This window comes from Microbacterium wangchenii (assembly GCF_004564355.1).
In the GTDB taxonomy this organism is placed as follows: Bacteria; Actinomycetota; Actinomycetes; order Actinomycetales; family Microbacteriaceae; genus Microbacterium; species Microbacterium wangchenii.
Genome location: NZ_CP038266.1, coordinates 634,930 through 650,444 on the forward strand (window position 1 = coordinate 634,930; position 15,515 = coordinate 650,444).

Below are 15,515 nucleotides of genomic sequence, written 5' to 3' on the forward strand. Positions count from 1 at the left end.
TGGTGGGTCGCGGCGGCGAGATCAGACGGAAACGTCGCCGAAACGGCGGGCTGGTTGATTGCCAGTGTTCCCGCTTTCCCGGAACGACCGCACGAACCCGAAGGAACAAGACAACAGTGAGAAAGAGCAAGATCCGGCTCCGCGGATGGGGAGCGATCTCCGCCGCCACGATGGCAGCGGCCCTCGCCATCGCCCCCGCGAGCGCAGCCACGGCCGCCCCCGGTGACATCGAAGACACGATCGCGGCTGCACTGGATGCACGGAGCATCCCCGGAGCCCAGGTCGTCCACCGCGTCGGCGCGACGACCCAGAGCTACACGTTCGGCGTGCAGAGCACCGCGACGGGAGCCCCGGTCGCCGAAGACACCGTCTTCCAGGCGGCATCGCTGAGCAAGGTGGTGGGAGCATACGAGTTCCTCAAGCGCGTCGACGCAGGTCAGATCGACCTCGACACTCCGCTGTGGGACTACTACCCCTCGCCCCGCATCGCCGGCAACGCCGAGGCTCAGACGGTGACCGCCCGGATGGTCCTGAACCACACGACCGGCTTTCCTAACTGGGCCGGCGAGGTCAACTCCGAGACGACGCTGCTCGTTCCCAACTCCACGCCGGGCACGTCGTTCAGCTACTCCGGTGACGGGTTCTTCCTCCTGCAGAGCGTCATCGAGCACCTCGACGGCCGTCCGTTCGACCAGATCCTGCACGACGAGGTCTTCGTGCCGTTCGGGATGATGAACACGACGCTGTCGTACCGCGCGGCCGATGCTCCCCGCACGATCGTCGGGCACGACGCATCCGGCACCCCCGGGGCGATGAGCACGTACGTGCGCGGGAACACCGCCTACACGCTGCAGACCACCGGCCTGGACTACACGACCTTCCTGCAGCGCGCCGTGATCAACGGAGAGGGCCTCTCGCCCGCACTGCACGCGGAGTGGCTCGCCCCCTCGTCGGACGCCGTGCGAGACGCCTCGAACCCGGCCAACCCCTTCATCGACTGGGGCCTGGGCATCGGTCTGGAGGACAGCGAGCTCGGACAGGGCGTGTGGCACTGGGGTGACAACGGCACGCGGAAGGCCTTCTTCCTCGCCTTCCCCGAGCGCGACGAGAGCGTCGTGATGTTCTGGAACAGCAGCGAGGGACAGCGCTCCGCCGGCGACATCCTCCGCGCCTTCTACGGCGACATCACCTTCAACGCGCTGACCTGGGTCGGCGGATACGACCCGACCCCCGCGCCGTCGGTGCCCGTCTCTCCCGGCTGGCCCGAGCTCGAGGCCGCGATCACCCCCATCATCGACGAGGCGACCGCCGCGGGCATCGACCTCGGGGTGGCGATCGAGGACCTCTCCGGCTACTACGACGGACGGTCGCTCTTCGCCGGCAAGCAGGACCGGTCCACCACCGCCAGCACCATCAAGATGGCGCTCGCCGTCACCGTGATGCAGCAGGTGGAAGACGGGATGCTGACTCTCGACGACATCCGCACGATCCTCCCCGAGGAGCGCTACGAGGGCAGCGGCATCCTCAAGGACGGCACCTTCCCCCAGGACGTGTCGATCGGGCGGATGCTGGATCTGATGATCACGGTGAGCGACAACACCGCCACCAACAAGCTCGTGGATGTCGTCGGCGGCTTCGGCCCCATCAACGCAACGATCGAGGCGGCCGGCATTTCGCGGACCGACCTGCACTTCGGCCGCAAGATGTTCGGCGGGATCGTGCCGCCCGACGGCGACCTGTGGCTCACGCCCTCGGGCATGAACGAGCTGCTCACGCGGATCTACGAAGCGGCGAACACCTCGCCGGCCGCTCGCGCGTCGTCGTTCCTGTCGACGGCCTCGGCCGAGCACATCATCGATCTCATGCTGGCGCAGCAGGTGAAGACCAAGCTCGGCGCGACCGTTCCGGCCGGGATCTTGGCCCATAAGACGGGGGAGAACGCCGAGGTCAGTCACGACGTCGGCATGGTGCTCCTTCCCGGTCAGGAGATCACCCTCTCGGTGTTCTCTACCGTGCGACCGGGCTTCACCGGCGACGTGCAGGCCGTCGCCAATCCCTTCCTCCAGCGCATCGGAACCGCCGTGCACGACTACCTGCTCGCGACGGCGCCGGCCTCCGGAACTCCGACGACTCCGGGAACGCCCACGACGCCGGTAACGCCGGGTACTCCGGTGGCGCCGGGTGACCCGGCCGGGATCGCGGCGGGTTCGCAGGACCCCCAGAAAGTCGGGGGAGCCCTCGCGAACAGCGGCCGCGACGGGAGCGTGGATCAGATCGCGTTCACCGCAGGGATCGCGATCCTCGCCATGTTCGCCGGAGTGGCTGCGGTGCTGCGCGCCCGTCGGCGGCGCGCCCGGGCCTGACGAAAGTCGGGAGAGTAGACCGAGCCCGGGGCGACCTGTCGTCCCGGGCTCGGCGCACCTGGCGGATGCGTCAGCTGCGGTGGCCGCCCGGCTCCGGGTCGAGCGGCTGGGCCGCTGCCCGCCGCCGGCGGATCTCCTCTTCGAGCGCGGCGATCTCGATCTCGCGTTCGAGGGCGGCGAGCTGCGCTTCGGTGGAGTGAGGGGCGGATGGCGCGGACGGCTGGGCCGCTGCATCCGCCGCCCACCGGCGCGGGTCGCCGAAGCTCATGGGTTCGCGGCGGCTTCCCCACTCCCGCCCGAGGGTGATCCACAGGATGGAGCCGATGACGGGGAGCAGGACGATGAGCAGCACCCACCCGAACTTGGGGAGGTGGTTCACCTGGTCTTCGCGGCGGGTGATGACGTCGATGAGCGCGATCAGCAGGAGCGCGAAGAGCAGCAGGGGCAGCAGCAGCACGGTCATAGCGTGGCGGGACTCGCCGCGCGTGGCAATGATGACGTGGATTGGTGGCGGATAGCCGTCGTCGGGTGCGTGCGGGTGCCGGGTGGTCGATTTCGCGGGGGAGAGGCGCCGGTCGCGGGCGGGTCATGGCGGCGGGTGCCGGCTGCGCGCCACGACCTCGGGTGGGGTGGCGCGGCTGGGTGGGTGGCGCGGCGGGGCGGGGGAGGGGAAGCTTCAGAAGGGTGGCGGGTCGCCGTCGGGGATGAACATCACTCGTGGGGGTGGCTCGTCGGTGTAGACGTTGCCGAGGGGGCTGGTGAACTCCAGCGAGCCGTCGCCGAGCTGCCGCACGGCCCAGGCGGTCTCGGTCTTGAGGGTGTGATGTCGCGTGCACAGGTGGGCGAGGTTGCCGATCGCGGTCGGTCCGCCTTCGTGGTGTTCGTGATTGTGATCGATCTGACATCGGTGCGCGGGCTGGCGGCATCCGAATCCGCGGCAGTGCTGGTCGCGAGCCCGGAGGAAGCGCTGCTGGTCGGCGCGCGGCGTGTATCGGTCGACTTCGAGGACCGTGCCGGTGATGGGGTCGCACATCACGCGGTCCCACCCCGGGGCGTCGCCGGCGAGGCGCCGGGCGGTTTCGGGATCGATGGGGATCTGCCCGTGGAGGCTGGCTCCCGTGTGGGTCTTGCCCGCGAGGGTCAGCACCGGCACGACCACCTGCACGTGCGCCCGGATCGCGCCGAGCCCCCCGGAGCTGCGGTCGGTCACCGGATCGATGGCCGGAGTGCCGGTCAGCAGCATGTCGGAGACGAGGTCGGCCCCGATCTGCACGAGGGTGCGGGTGTCGTCGATCACCTCGGCCGGCGTGGGTTCGGCAGCTTCCCCGGCGGGCGGAGGCGTGAGGTCGTCGAGCGTGAAGTCCGCCGCATCCACTGCTGTCGCCGCATCCCGTGCCGACTCGGCGTCGGCTGGCGTGGTCACCGATTTCTCGGCGGCGCGGCGGGCGCGCTCGGCGTTGGCGGCGTCGCGGATGATGCGGGCCTGCTGGCGGATGCGGTCGCGGATGCCGTAGGCGAGGGCAGCGGGAAGTCGTACCTGCAGGAGGGCCATGCCGTCGTCGAGGTCGACGATGCTCACGCCTCGCGTCTCGCACGCCTCGGCGAAACGCTCGGACATGCCCACGGGATTGACCGCCTCGGCCAGCTGCCGCGCGAAGGCGCGGGTGCGCCCCGGTGTCTCGCGGGCCGCACGGTCGAGCACGGTGTGTTCCCACGCCGCGCGGACGTCGGCGTTGTCGATGGATGCGCCCACTTCGAGGATCACGTCGGCATGCCGCTTGGAGATGCGGGCTTCTTCGAGCGCGGTGAGCGTCGCGGAGAAGCGGGTGACGAACGCGTAGGCGTCGTTCAGCTCTTTCTGCGCGGTGAGGTCGTGCACGTGAGTGGCGAAGGCGACTTCGGCCGACAGTGACCGCATCGGCATTTCTCGATCGCGCGAGGCCCGGGAGGTCATCCGTTCCATCTCGTCCAGCGCGATCGCGGCCAGCTCCGCTTCCTGCCGGATGAGGGCCGCCTGCGCGCGGGCGATGACGGATTTCTGCTCCCGGACGACGTCGAGACCGGCACGCATCCGGTCGACGTCGGCACCCTGGGTTTCCGCAGGCCGGGAGCTGGTTTCCATGCTTCGAAGCTACGCCGGGCCACCGACATTGCCGCTCCGCAGGGGAGCCGGCGCGAAAACCGGTGGATAACTCGCGCTATGCCCAGTCCCGCGCGTCGCCGACGCGGATTCTCGCACCGGAACACCCGCAGGACCGGTGACGCCCAGCGCCAGAGTCGGGATAGGCCAGACTGATCCGCACACCCCGAAACGGGGGATCGCCCTGTCTCGCTTCCACCCGCGACACGTGCCGGGCGCAGCCGCCACTGGCGGTGCCCGCGTCGTCGGGGCCGCCAGCGCCCGCCGTTTCGCCTGGTCGAGGCGGGCCTGATCGAGAACGCGACGGTGGATGCCGCTTTGACCGCCGTGCGCGTCGACGGCCCCGCCGATGCCGTGCGCATCGTGGGCGGCGCCTTCACGTCGGACCATCGTGGTCTGCAGATGACGGGGGCCTCACCGGCGCGACGGTGGAGGGCGTCGAGATCTCCGCTCCGCGAGTGGCGGCGGAGGTGAAGGATGCCGAGGTCGCTCTGACCGGCTCCCGCCTGCGGGTAGATGTGGGCCACGTGGTGGAGCTCTCCGGCGGAGGGCGTGCCGACATCATCGGGAACGTGTTCGCTGGAACGGGGCAGGATGCTGTCGTCGCGCTGCGGGGCGCACAAGCGGTGACGCGGGACAACGATGCGAATGGGTGGAGGTTCCAGCTCGCGTTCATCGCGTGGATGAACGAGCACCCGATGATGTGGATGTGGGCGTTCGTGCTCGTGATCCCGGCGATCGGTCTTCCGCTCCTCGCGCGGCGGCGGCGCCGGCATCGCGAGCTGCGGAGTCTGCTCGAGGAGGCGATCATCCGCTACGGGGTGGCGCAGTTGGACTCGTATGGGTCGGAGCAGGCGGAGGGTCTCGTGTCAGATGCTGCGAAACCGGCCCCCGCTGCGGCCGAGCGGCAGCCGGCGCCGGTGGCGGCGCCTCGCTCGCCGCGCCACGTCCGACGGCCAGCGCGGACTTCGGCGGCGGCGCGGGTTCCCGCGGATTCGCCTCCACAGAGTGAGGGCCCGCGATCGTTCAATGATCTGCGGGCGGGTGCGCTCGCAGATCGGGAGTTTGCGACGCTGCAGCAGTTCGCCTTAGCTGCCGTCTTGGAAGCCGGCTACCCGCTGGCGACGATCGCCCGTCTGTTCCGCGTGCCGTCGTGGCGGCTGCAGACCTGGGTCGACGAGACGCTGGAGGCCGCCGCCTCGCGCCCGTCGCCGGGGAGAAGCCTCCCGCGTCGGTGATACGCGATTATGACCGAGCACCGCCGGCGCGGTCAGGTGAAGCCGAGGGTATGGGCGAGGCTTCCCGGTCAGAGCATCACTTAGTCACCGAATCTGGAACCCATCACCTGGCAGCCAACCTGTCCCCAGTTCGCTCTGGGGTCCGCCGACGAGTCAGATGGGGCTGGGTTGTGATGGACGCAGTGTGCGCAGAAGCGGTGTTGACGCTCAAAGCGGGAGATGCGTCGGCGAATGGGGTGCTCGCTCGCGAAGATGCTCGGGCGAGCGGACGACCCGTCGCCGCGCGAATGACCCGTGTGCACGCCACCTTCGCCCGCGCAGATGGCGTGCACCGCGGCGTAGGCCCCAAGCTGTGCTGACAAGGTCGCCGACAAACTACGCCTGACAGTCAGCGAAGGCTCTTCGCAACGCGCATACCGTACGATTGCCAGCATGGCATGGGCGGGGCGCTTACACAGCGACAGCCCCTGGATTCTCCTGGCCGCGATCTGCGCGATCCCGCTCGTGATCTTGGCCTGTGTCGACCCGTTGATCGGGGTCGGTGTGATCGCAGGCGCCGTGGTCGTTGTTCTCGCACTAGTCAGGCCCAAGACGTTCTTTTTGCTCGGGATGTTCATCCTGTTGTTGCAGCGGACGCTGAGCCTCCATGTCGGCGGGGGGATAGTCGATCAGTTCGATGAGATCTTCGTAGCGGCGTGCGCCGTGCTTTTCAGTACGCAGCGGCTCCTTCGTGGGCAGACGCTGCGAGTTCTTCCGGGTCAGGCGCTGACGGTCATCTTTATCCTCATTGGATTGGCTGGATGCGTCGTCAATTCGGTCCCGCTTGGGGTGTCTCTTCAAGGAGCGCTCTTGATCGTTAAGGGCTTCGTGCTCGCCTGGGGCGTAGCGCAGCTCGACTGGGCGACTCACGATGTCGAACAGATCGCAAAGGCGGCGGCTACGTTTGCCGTTCTCCTAATAGTGGGCGGTGTGATCAACTTCGTTGCCCCTGGCCCATGGTCGCAGGTCGTTCTGGCCGGTCAGGACTACGGCTCACGATTCGGGCTTGCACCGATCACATCCTTTTTCCAGCATCCTGGATACTTCGGCTCGGTGATGGCTATGACCCTCCTCGCAGCGCTCGCCTTTCAGTCGGTGTTCCGCCGCACGAAGACTTCGATCCTCCTCGTATTTGGATCGCTCTTCGCGGCGTTCCTTACGGGCAGGCGGAAGGTTTTGATCGGACTCGTCGCGGGCGTCTCGGTCCTCGGCCTCCGGCTGCGAATGGCCCCTCTTCTAATCGTGGCCGTGCTCGCGGTTCCTCTTTCCCTGCTCGTGTTCTGGAACCGTATTGTCGAGGTCGTTCAGTACACTTGGGCTGAGTACTTCGTCAATCCAGATGCGGTCGCCCGCATCCGTCTCACGATTGACTCGTTCACAATCGCCGCCCAGTCATTCCCGTTCGGTGCGGGGTTCGGTCGTTTTGGTAGCGCAGTCGCTCGGCAGAACTACAGCCCTCTGTATTACGAACTGAGCTATAACAACGTCTGGGGGCTGGGGCCGACTGAGGAGTCGGGGCAATTCCTCACCGACACATTTTGGCCGGCCATCATCGGAGAATCGGGCTTCATCGGTGCGGCCTGCTTCATCGCTGTGCTCGTGGTTTTCGTTCGCAGATTCGGCCTCCTAAGCCGTCAGTCGCAGGGGTGGGACCGTTGGCTCGGGCTTGTAGGGCTCGCGTGGACTGTTCAGATGACCGTCGAATCCGTCGCTGGGGCGGTATTCACCGCCGTGCCAACCTTCGCACTCTTCTTCGGGCTCGTCGGAATAGTCGCGACTCGTCCAAAGCCTGAGATAAGTGGGTACCCAACTGGGCGAGTCCCCTCCCGGGCGCCATGGGGAAGGGTGCTGCAGCGCTCGTGACCCAAAAGCCAATTCGTCTCACCTGGCCCGATATGGCGCGCGGGGCGTGCGTGATGCTCGTTGTATTGCACCACGTCATTCGACAAATGGTTGACCAAGCGCCGGAGTCTTGGCAGATGGCCGGAGCCGCCTGGACGGTGCTCGATGACTTCCTGACGCCGATTCGCATTCCGCTGTTCTTCTTCATCTCGGGACTGCTCGTCCAGCGGTCGCTGTCTCGTCCGTGGGGGGAAACCCGCAAACGCTGGGTTGTCCCTGTCTATTTGTACGTACTCTGGAGCACGTTACTCACGTTGCGCTTGCTGCTGCCGTGGGGAGATCATGAGCATTCGTTCCTGAGCAACTTCTTCGGGAACCTTGTCCTCGCGGGCAGCGGCTACTGGTATCTGTACGCGCTGCCGCTCTACTACCTGTACTCCAGGGTGACGCGCCGCTGGCCATGGTGGCTGGCCTTGCTGCCGCTTCTACCCGGTCTGGCCTTCCGAGATCAATTCACTGAGTGGATGCAGTCTGCTGGATATGAGGTAATGGACAGCGCGAGTCTTCTCGGCAGCATCCTCGCCAACGCCGCCTTCTATTGGATCGGTGCTCGGTACGGGGCGATTGTTATGGAAGCGCTCCGGAACCTTCGATGGCTGGTCAGCACTTCGCTGGTTCTTGGGTACACAGCCGTACAATCGATCGCGATCGCGGCGGGCTCTGTGGACGCTGTGGTACCAGTGGTCAGCCTTCTCGGGATCGGGGTGGGCATTCTGGTTGCGTCCCGTGCCTCGTCAGACGCTCTGCCGTCGCGCGGGCTCCGCTATGTAGGCGAGCGCACCTTGCCCGTATACGTGCTGCAGTTCTTCTTCGTGTCGGTCCTGAGCCTCGCGTGGTCCCGTATGGGAAGCATGCCGATCATCGACCAGATGCCGCTTCTCGCGTGGCTATACCCCGTGCTGGTGACTACCGCGATCGTGCTCGTTTCCCTCGGCGTGTACCGAGTCGCGAACTTGTTCAGTGCGCTGAGGTGGCTATTCACCCCACCGGAGCGCTGGACGAGGCCAGCCGCGACACCCGATGTAGGTGTACGCCCAAGCGCCACCGACTCAGACGGCGGGCCGCGACGCTCCGTTTGAGTTGTTCACCATCAACACGGCAGGGCCGCCGATCGGTAAGGATTGAATCGCCTCCCACGTCCCTGGTCTTGGCGAATCTGAGTTGGCCTCGGTCCTACAGCTGTCCCGGCGTTGCCTGACCACCGAAGGATCATGCCAATTCCGTGACCGTCGGACCGATGGTTGTTCTCCGGATCCATGTGAGACAGTAGGTGCCCGTATTCGGAAGTCAACGTCGGTCCTGCGTAACGGGCCATCGGTTCCTGCCGAGCAGTCATCCCACTTTGGAGGTTCCCGCGCCAGCGGATCTCTCCTCGTACGACCGCTGCTGTCCAGTCGCCGCGGCTACCGCAAATGCTGGAGTGGAGTCCTCGACTCCCCGTGGGTCCGCACCCAAGGCGTCGAGCCAAACCTTTCCCTCTACATTGGACGGGTCCTCCCGATGCACCTCCTGCACCTACCACTAGTCCCGGAGGGAGAGGGCATCAGGGAACACATGCCCATTGGTGCGCGTCGATTCCTGCGTGGGCTCAGGGACGCCCCATCCCGTGGTACTCCCAGCCGGCGCCCCGCCACGCGGCGGCATTGAGGCAGTTGCGACCGTCGACGATGATCTTGCCGGTCACCAGCTCTCTGGCGTGCTCGGGGGAGAGTTCACGTCGGTACTCATCCCATTCCGTGACCACGATGACGGCGTCTGCGCCGCGCAGAGCCTCGTCGCGGTCTTCGACGTAGTTGAGCTGCGGGTGGATGCGGCGGGCATTCTCGATCGCCGCAGGGTCGGTGATTGTGACCCAGGCGCCCAGCCCGTGCAGACGCACCGCGACGTCGAGGGCGGGAGAGTCGCGAATGTCGTCACTGTGCGGCTTGAACGCCGCGCCGAGCACCGTGATGTTCTTCTTGAACACCGACCCGCCGAAGGCGTCTACGACGATGTCGACCGCGCGGTCGCGGCGTCGGAGGTTGATGGCGTCAACTTCGCGTAAGAATGCGACCGATTCGCCACGGCCGAGCTCTTCGGCACGTGCGGCGAAGGCGCGGATGTCCTTGGGTAGGCATCCGCCGCCGAACCCGATGCCGGCGCCGAGAAAGCGTCGGCCGATCCGGGCGTCATGTCCGATGGCATCGGCGAGGGTCGTGACATCAGCGCCGGTGACTTCGGCGATCTCGGCCATCGCGTTGATGAACGAGATCTTGGTCGCCAGGAACGCGTTTGCTGCGACTTTCACGAGTTCGGCGGTGGCGTAGTCGGTGACGATGAAGGGCGTGCTTTTGGCGATCGAGGGGTGGTAGACCTCTCGGAGCACATCCGCTGCCCGGTCGCCCTCCTCCCCATCAGGAACCCCCGCGACGAGCCTGTCGGGGTCGATGGTGTCTTTCACCGCCCAGCCCTCGCGGAGGAACTCCGGGTTCCATACCAACGTCGCACCCGTGGGGGTTACCCGCTCGGCGAGGGTCGCGGCGGTGCCGACGGGAACGGTCGACTTCCCCGCGACGATGTCGCCCGCGGCGAGATGCGGTAGCAGTCCGTCGATCGCAGCGTTGACGTACGTCAGGTCGGCCGCGTAGCCGTCCTTCACCTGAGGAGTTCCGACCCCGATGAAGTGCACCTTGGCGCCCCGCGCCTCAGCCATGTCGGTTGTGAACCGCAGGCGCCCCGACTGGATGCCTTCGGTCAGGATTTCTTGTAGGCCGGGCTCGAAGAACGGCGCCTCCCCCTTGGATAGCGATGCGATCTTACGGCCGTCCACATCGACGCCGACCACTTCGTGGCCGATCGACGCCATGGACGCTGCGTGCACCGCGCCCAGGTATCCGCAACCAATGACAGAAATACGCATGAGGCTTCCTCGGGACGGCTGACGATCTTCAATGCTCGGAGTGAGCCTCTTCATTAATACCAACCCTTCATTAATAGCAATCCTTCGCTGCCATCGTGCACGGAGCCCCCGGTGTTCTGAGGGACGATCCCTTGGAGAGGACCTGTCTCATGGACGGACCAGAAACTGGCCGCGCGAACTTCCTGAACGCCCTGTCCGTGCTCGTATATGTGCCGACGCTCATATAACTTCCCTACTGTCTGGACTCTGAACTCTGGACTCTGGACTGTGGCCGCGGGAGGTCATGTACGCCCGCTGATTTCGCCCTGGGTTGGCTTGCGCGGAGGCAGTGCTCCCGCCGCCGGCAAATCACTCACTACCTCGAGGGGAGGCGGCCAACCTAAGTGACCTATGCCAGTTTGGAGCGTGCACGGGAAGCAGGTGCGCACGGTTACGCTTCGAATAGGTCCACTTCCGAAGGGGAATCGGCCGACTGTACGGCGTACTGACTAACCTCGACGAGGTCACTGAGACTCACGGCGTCCGCCTCTCGAACCACCGCGAGGCCTCGACCCTGAAGTGCGCGCGCCAGATCCTCCTGATGCGCGTCCACGTGCTCGCCGTGGATTACACGACGCGGTACCAGTAGGGGGAGTTTGCCAGCCGAGAGCGCAGCTAGCGCCGTTCCCGTCCCCGCATGCCCAATGACCACATCGGCCTCTCGCATGGCCCGCTGAAGTTCGTGGGAAGGGATTGAGGCCACAACTCTCCCCGGAAGATCGAGTTGCGGCGTGCTGCCCAGTTGCCAGAGTACGTCAGCGTCTGACGGCAGGAGGTCGCGAAGGCGTTCGGCGAGGCGCGTGAACCCGTACTCCCCGTTACCGCCCATGGTGACAACGACGCGGCGGAGCTCTCGCTCGTGTTCGCGGTGCACCGTAAAGCCGTCGAACACTGAGAGTCGATATGCCCAACGGGGAGACGTGACGGCGGTCGGATGTTGCACGAAGCGCCGGACGCCAGGGGCTTTGTCCAGCAGTCTCCCCGTCGTCGAAAGATGCGTGACTCGCGTAGCGCTCTCGACGTACGCAAATGGGACGCGCCGGCGTTTCGCTGCGAGGTAGGCGGACAGTGCAACTTGCGAGCCCGTGCTTATCACCCGCGTCACGCCATGATCGAGGATCGCTCGATCCACGATCGCGGAGTCCCGAAGCACTCCTACCCAGTCGCGCGGCGGTCTCGTCGGAACGTGGCGAACTCGCCGCCCAGCGAGGAGCGAGCGGCTCTGCGGCGTTGCGTCCGTTACCCACGTCGACTCGCCCTTCGTCACCCGGGGGGCAAGTTGGTGGAGCTGGGCGAGGTGTCCGCCTGAGATAGCAACAAAGAGGGTGGTCATCGCGTTACCTTTCCTGGACGATCGACCGCGAAGGAGCCAGACCGTAGAACTGCCGAAGGCGCTCGTCATGGGCAGCAATGGAGAAACTGCCAGCGTATTTGTCTCGAGCCCGCTTGCGCATTTCACGAACGGGTTCCCCGCCAGCCAGCACTTCGCATAATGCGTCCGCAAGGGCACCAGGGTTATCTCTCTCTACGACGAGCCCGCACCCCATAGCGAGACCGGGCATCCCGCCAACATCGGACACGACCAGAGGGACGCCGAACGCCAAGGCCTCGATGAGGAACATCGGTTGGCCTTCCGCACGTGACGGAAGCACGGCACATGCTGAGTCACGTAGCGCGGCGTGTGTCGCTGAGGGAGATTGCTCGCCACGATGGAATTCGGGGAGCCTTGCCTCGATGTCCGGGTCAAGGTCGGCGTCGAGTGGACCGAAGAGGAGCAGGGACGCGTCTGGATACCGTTCGCGTACCGAGTCCCACGCACGTATGAGGGTGTCCACCCCTTTGCGATGGCCGACTCGCCCGGCGAAGAGTACCTTGCGGTCCCCTGTGAAGCTGAGGTCTTCTGGTTGAGCGTCTATGGGGCCTGGGTTTGGAAGGATGCTGACGCTTGTTCCAGCAACGAGCCCCGTCACCGCGGAACGGGCGTCTTCGTTGAGAACTGCGACGCCCGACAGTCGCCCGAGAACCGTCCGGTATATGAGACGCCAAAGCCAGCTCTCGCGCGTGGTGCGGACGAAGTCGGATCCATGGATCGTGGCAAACAACCCGTTGGTGCGGGGCGCCCGGAGGATGAGGAAGCCTTCTCGGATAAACGAGCCCCTGTGGCTCAGATGGAAGTGCAGGCACCGGTGTCGGGCGCGGCGCACTTCCCGATACGCCTGGAAGATGGTCCGCAAGCGAGTTCCGACACGCCCTCTTACTGAGGACGTGACAACCGACATGGAGAAAGAGGGCCACGTCGCTTCTGAGTACGCTCGCAGAACGGTCTCCATCCCGCCTAGCTGAGAAGGGCTCGGTCCCACATGCGTGACTTCAAGAGGTGGATGCGAGGGGTGCATGTTTACTCCGCTCCTGTCTTTCGTCGGCGGTTCAGTAGGATCACCGTCATCCACCAGCACAGGGCTTGGATGGACCCGCCAATTACGGCCCCCAGTACCGCGCCCTGCGGAGAACTGATCGCTCCCACGAATATGGCGCCTAGGGTGACGGGTAACGTCGCCAGTCGCAATCGGAAGCTAATTCGCGCCGCTTCCATAGCTCGCAGAGAAGCGGTCGCCCCGTAGGCAATGTTTGAGACTGCAATCTGGATCAATAGCAGTGGTATTAGCGCAATACCGGAAGACCAGCTCTCGCCCAGCAGGCCCTCAGCGACGCCGGGAGGGACGAGCAGAAGCAAGACCCCATAACCGCACGTCGCGGTGAGCAACGCTCCTGAGATCGTGACCGCCCGGCGCATGAGATGGCGCGGCTCGTGCGCTACGCGTGACAGCGCTGGCAGCGCGACAACCGCTACTCCCATCGACACCATACTGAGCGGCCCGACGAGCACCTGCCCGCCTCTTAGCGCCGCGCTCGCGGACAAGCCCGAGAAGATCACGCTGAAGTAAATGACGCTCTGCTGTGTCCCCGAGATTGCCAGGTACTCGCCAAAGAAGCGTCCCGCGAGGTCGCGGGTCCGCAAGATCCATGACCAGCCTCCTCGAACGCTGGGAAGCGTGCGATGAACCGCGCAAAAAAGCGCCAACGCCACCAAGGCACCAAAGGCCCAAGTGCCGAGCACCACGGGAGGCGCGGACGCGCCGACCAATATGGCCACTGCATAGGCTGCCAGTTGAGATGTTAGCCAGACCGCATCGATGAGTGCTGCCTGCCGGGGCCGATTGGTCGCAAACAACCAATAGCGACACGAATCGACTGCCATGAGTACTGGGAAAGCGACCGCGAGCACTAGAAATAGGCTGCCCATCGAACCAGGCAGGAGACTGGCCGCGCCGCTCAGAGCGAGCCCGAGGACCCCGAGTAGCAGAGACGCTCCAAGCAGATTGCTGGGCTTAGCAAGCTCCGGGGAGACCTTCGAAATCCGGATGAGTGCAGGCTCACCCAAAAACGCTCGGGATGAGCCGAGACCAAACTGGTATATGGCGAACACGATGGCGAACATGCCGAACTCGTCAACGGAGGCTACACGGGCGACGAGGACCGACAAGAGTAAATTCGAGATACTTGACAGCGCTTGGTCAGCGGATGACCAAGCAACACGAGTAAGCCTTCTCATCCAGCGGTTCTCGTCATTGCGTCGGCGATCGCTCTGGCGGGCGCATGCGCGCGGTCGCGGAGATCCTCCAGAGCCTGATGATCTAGCGTGGCAGCAAGATTACGTGGGTCGTCGGCGGTCACGATTTGGTCCGCCCATGCGGCGTTCGCCTCCTCAATCGCGACGGCGCAGTGGGGCATCGCGAGGGACTTGAATAGCTCGAGTGTCTTAGTCTCGTACGCGAGCGCGAGCACGGGAGTGGACGAGATCAGACTCATGATCGCCATGTGCATTCGCGTGGCGATGACAAGATCGGCTGATCTGATCAACTTCATCAGTTCGCCAGGAGTGTGAAACCCGCTGTTGATCTCGACGCTGAGCCCTTGGAACATGTTTCGTGCCGTCGCTGAATCATCGATTGTGTAGCCCTCGACGCCTTGACATGTGGAGACTGCGATACATCTCCAGCCGCGCTCGTCCAGCCCACGAGCCACGGCTCGCATGGCGGCACTGTACCGCGTGAAGGAGAAGCTTTCCCCTAGCACGGGCGTAGCCCACTCTCTTACAGAGAGCAGCGCGATGGGGCGTTCTCTGCGTCGGTCGCGTGCGCCTGTGTCGGCTTCATACAGCGAAAACACCGAGTCGGGGCAAACCTCGGTGCGCGCGGGTAGCGAACCAACTGCTTTCCAGGCTTGCTCCGATCGGGGGTCTCGGAAAAACACGCCATCAACGAGGGGAATAAGCGCACATGCCGCGGCACGGGCTGGAGGAGTGGCGAACGGCCCAAGGGATTGTGTCCAAAGGTAGACGACCTTGCCCCTCGACTTCGCGAAAGCAATCTCAGCGACGCGGTGACCAAAGTCGTAGTGGTCGACCAGATAGGTGCCGCCGCTGCTCACCACCAGGTCTGCAGCGGCGATCGACCTGAGAGCGCGAACGAATGTTGTCCCTGGTGCGAGGCGCAGCAGGACACCGGTCGCCCGAGGAAACCGCGAGAGAAGGCCAAGCAAGCCTCCACGTAAGCGTGACGCGATCGCTCTGACTAGCCGAACAGGGTGTGAGGAACGTGATGGCTGTTGCAATATCTGCCACTCAGGGTAAAGCGGCGCCGTTCGATCCGCCGCGCTGTCGAATGCGACGACGTCTGAGGGGGTGGTGAGCCCGCTCTGGACGAGTGCGTGCACGATCGATTCATAGATAGCAGCGTCGCCCGTGTTACTCAGAACGGTGTTCAATACCGCAACCTTCATGTGTCTTCATCCTGTCGGGGTTGTGTGTGTGCGCGGCGACGAGCAGGAGCGCA

11 protein-coding genes are annotated in these 15,515 nt (G+C 65.1%); 4 read left to right on the forward strand and 7 right to left on the reverse strand.

The features are described 5' to 3' along the window. Positions 1–116: 116 nt before the first annotated feature. Positions 117–2,363, forward strand: coding sequence for a serine hydrolase (locus E4K62_RS03060; RefSeq protein WP_167747718.1), 2,247 nt, complete (start codon positions 117–119; stop codon positions 2,361–2,363). A 70-nt stretch (positions 2,364–2,433) separates the two neighbouring features. Here E4K62_RS03060 and E4K62_RS03065 read toward each other — a convergent pair whose 3' ends face one another. Next, positions 2,434–2,820, reverse strand: coding sequence for a PLD nuclease N-terminal domain-containing protein (locus tag E4K62_RS03065; protein ID WP_135063445.1), 387 nt, complete (start codon positions 2,818–2,820; stop codon positions 2,434–2,436). Between the two features lie 219 nt (positions 2,821–3,039). Next, positions 3,040–4,485, reverse strand: a complete 1,446-nt coding sequence (locus E4K62_RS03070; RefSeq protein ID WP_135063447.1) for an HNH endonuclease signature motif containing protein — start codon at positions 4,483–4,485, stop codon at positions 3,040–3,042. A 476-nt stretch (positions 4,486–4,961) separates the two neighbouring features. On the opposite strand from E4K62_RS03070, the gene E4K62_RS03075 reads away from it, so the two are divergent. The 3 genes from E4K62_RS03075 (at position 4,962) to E4K62_RS03085 (ending at position 8,761) form a co-directional block, all read left to right on the forward strand. After that, a complete protein-coding gene (locus tag E4K62_RS03075) occupies positions 4,962–5,741 on the forward strand; it encodes a hypothetical protein (protein WP_135063449.1) in 780 nt (259 codons plus the stop codon). 432 nt (positions 5,742–6,173) lie between these two features. Next, on the forward strand, positions 6,174–7,643 hold the full coding sequence (locus E4K62_RS03080; RefSeq protein WP_135063451.1) for an O-antigen ligase family protein: 1,470 nt from the start codon (positions 6,174–6,176) through the stop codon (positions 7,641–7,643). Positions 7,644–7,675: 32 nt separating this feature from the next. Beyond that, entirely contained in the window at positions 7,676–8,761 is a 1,086-nt protein-coding gene (locus E4K62_RS03085) for an acyltransferase family protein (RefSeq protein ID WP_276321928.1), read from the forward strand. Positions 8,762–9,270: 509 nt separating this feature from the next. Here E4K62_RS03085 and E4K62_RS03090 read toward each other — a convergent pair. The 5 genes from E4K62_RS03090 to E4K62_RS03110 form a co-directional block, all read right to left on the reverse strand. Then, positions 9,271–10,581: a UDP-glucose dehydrogenase family protein gene (locus E4K62_RS03090; protein WP_135063455.1), complete on the reverse strand. Its 1,311-nt coding sequence runs from the start codon at positions 10,579–10,581 to the stop codon at positions 9,271–9,273. A 430-nt stretch (positions 10,582–11,011) separates the two neighbouring features. Further along, positions 11,012–11,953 (reverse strand): glycosyltransferase, encoded by a 942-nt coding sequence (locus tag E4K62_RS03095; protein WP_167747720.1) that lies wholly within the window; start codon positions 11,951–11,953, stop codon positions 11,012–11,014. Between the two features lie 4 nt (positions 11,954–11,957). After that, on the reverse strand, positions 11,958–12,854 hold the full coding sequence (locus tag E4K62_RS03100; protein WP_167747721.1) for a glycosyltransferase family 4 protein: 897 nt from the start codon (positions 12,852–12,854) through the stop codon (positions 11,958–11,960). Positions 12,855–13,018: 164 nt separating this feature from the next. Then, positions 13,019–14,119: an MATE family efflux transporter gene (locus tag E4K62_RS03105; protein ID WP_135063461.1), complete on the reverse strand. Its 1,101-nt coding sequence runs from the start codon at positions 14,117–14,119 to the stop codon at positions 13,019–13,021. A 110-nt stretch (positions 14,120–14,229) separates the two neighbouring features. Further along, the gene (locus E4K62_RS03110) at positions 14,230–15,462 is read right to left on the reverse strand and encodes a polysaccharide pyruvyl transferase family protein (RefSeq protein ID WP_135063463.1); all 1,233 of its coding nucleotides are present in this window, start codon (positions 15,460–15,462) and stop codon (positions 14,230–14,232) included. Positions 15,463–15,515 lie beyond the last annotated feature (53 nt).

Excerpts from the sequence above, each read along its gene's own strand:
- E4K62_RS03090 (WP_135063455.1), bottom strand. The coding sequence starts at position 10,581 with ATGCGTATTTCTGTCATTGGTTGCGGATACCTGGGCGCGGTGCACGCA.
- E4K62_RS03070 (WP_135063447.1), bottom strand. The coding sequence starts at position 4,485 with ATGGAAACCAGCTCCCGGCCTGCGGAAACCCAGGGTGCCGACGTCGAC.
- E4K62_RS03080 (WP_135063451.1), top strand. The coding sequence starts at position 6,174 with ATGGCATGGGCGGGGCGCTTACACAGCGACAGCCCCTGGATTCTCCTG.
- E4K62_RS03085 (WP_276321928.1), top strand. The coding sequence starts at position 7,676 with ATGGCGCGCGGGGCGTGCGTGATGCTCGTTGTATTGCACCACGTCATT.
- E4K62_RS03105 (WP_135063461.1), bottom strand. The coding sequence starts at position 14,119 with ATGTTCGCCATCGTGTTCGCCATATACCAGTTTGGTCTCGGCTCATCC.
- E4K62_RS03110 (WP_135063463.1), bottom strand. The coding sequence starts at position 15,462 with ATGAAGGTTGCGGTATTGAACACCGTTCTGAGTAACACGGGCGACGCT.
- E4K62_RS03095 (WP_167747720.1), bottom strand. The coding sequence starts at position 11,953 with ATGACCACCCTCTTTGTTGCTATCTCAGGCGGACACCTCGCCCAGCTC.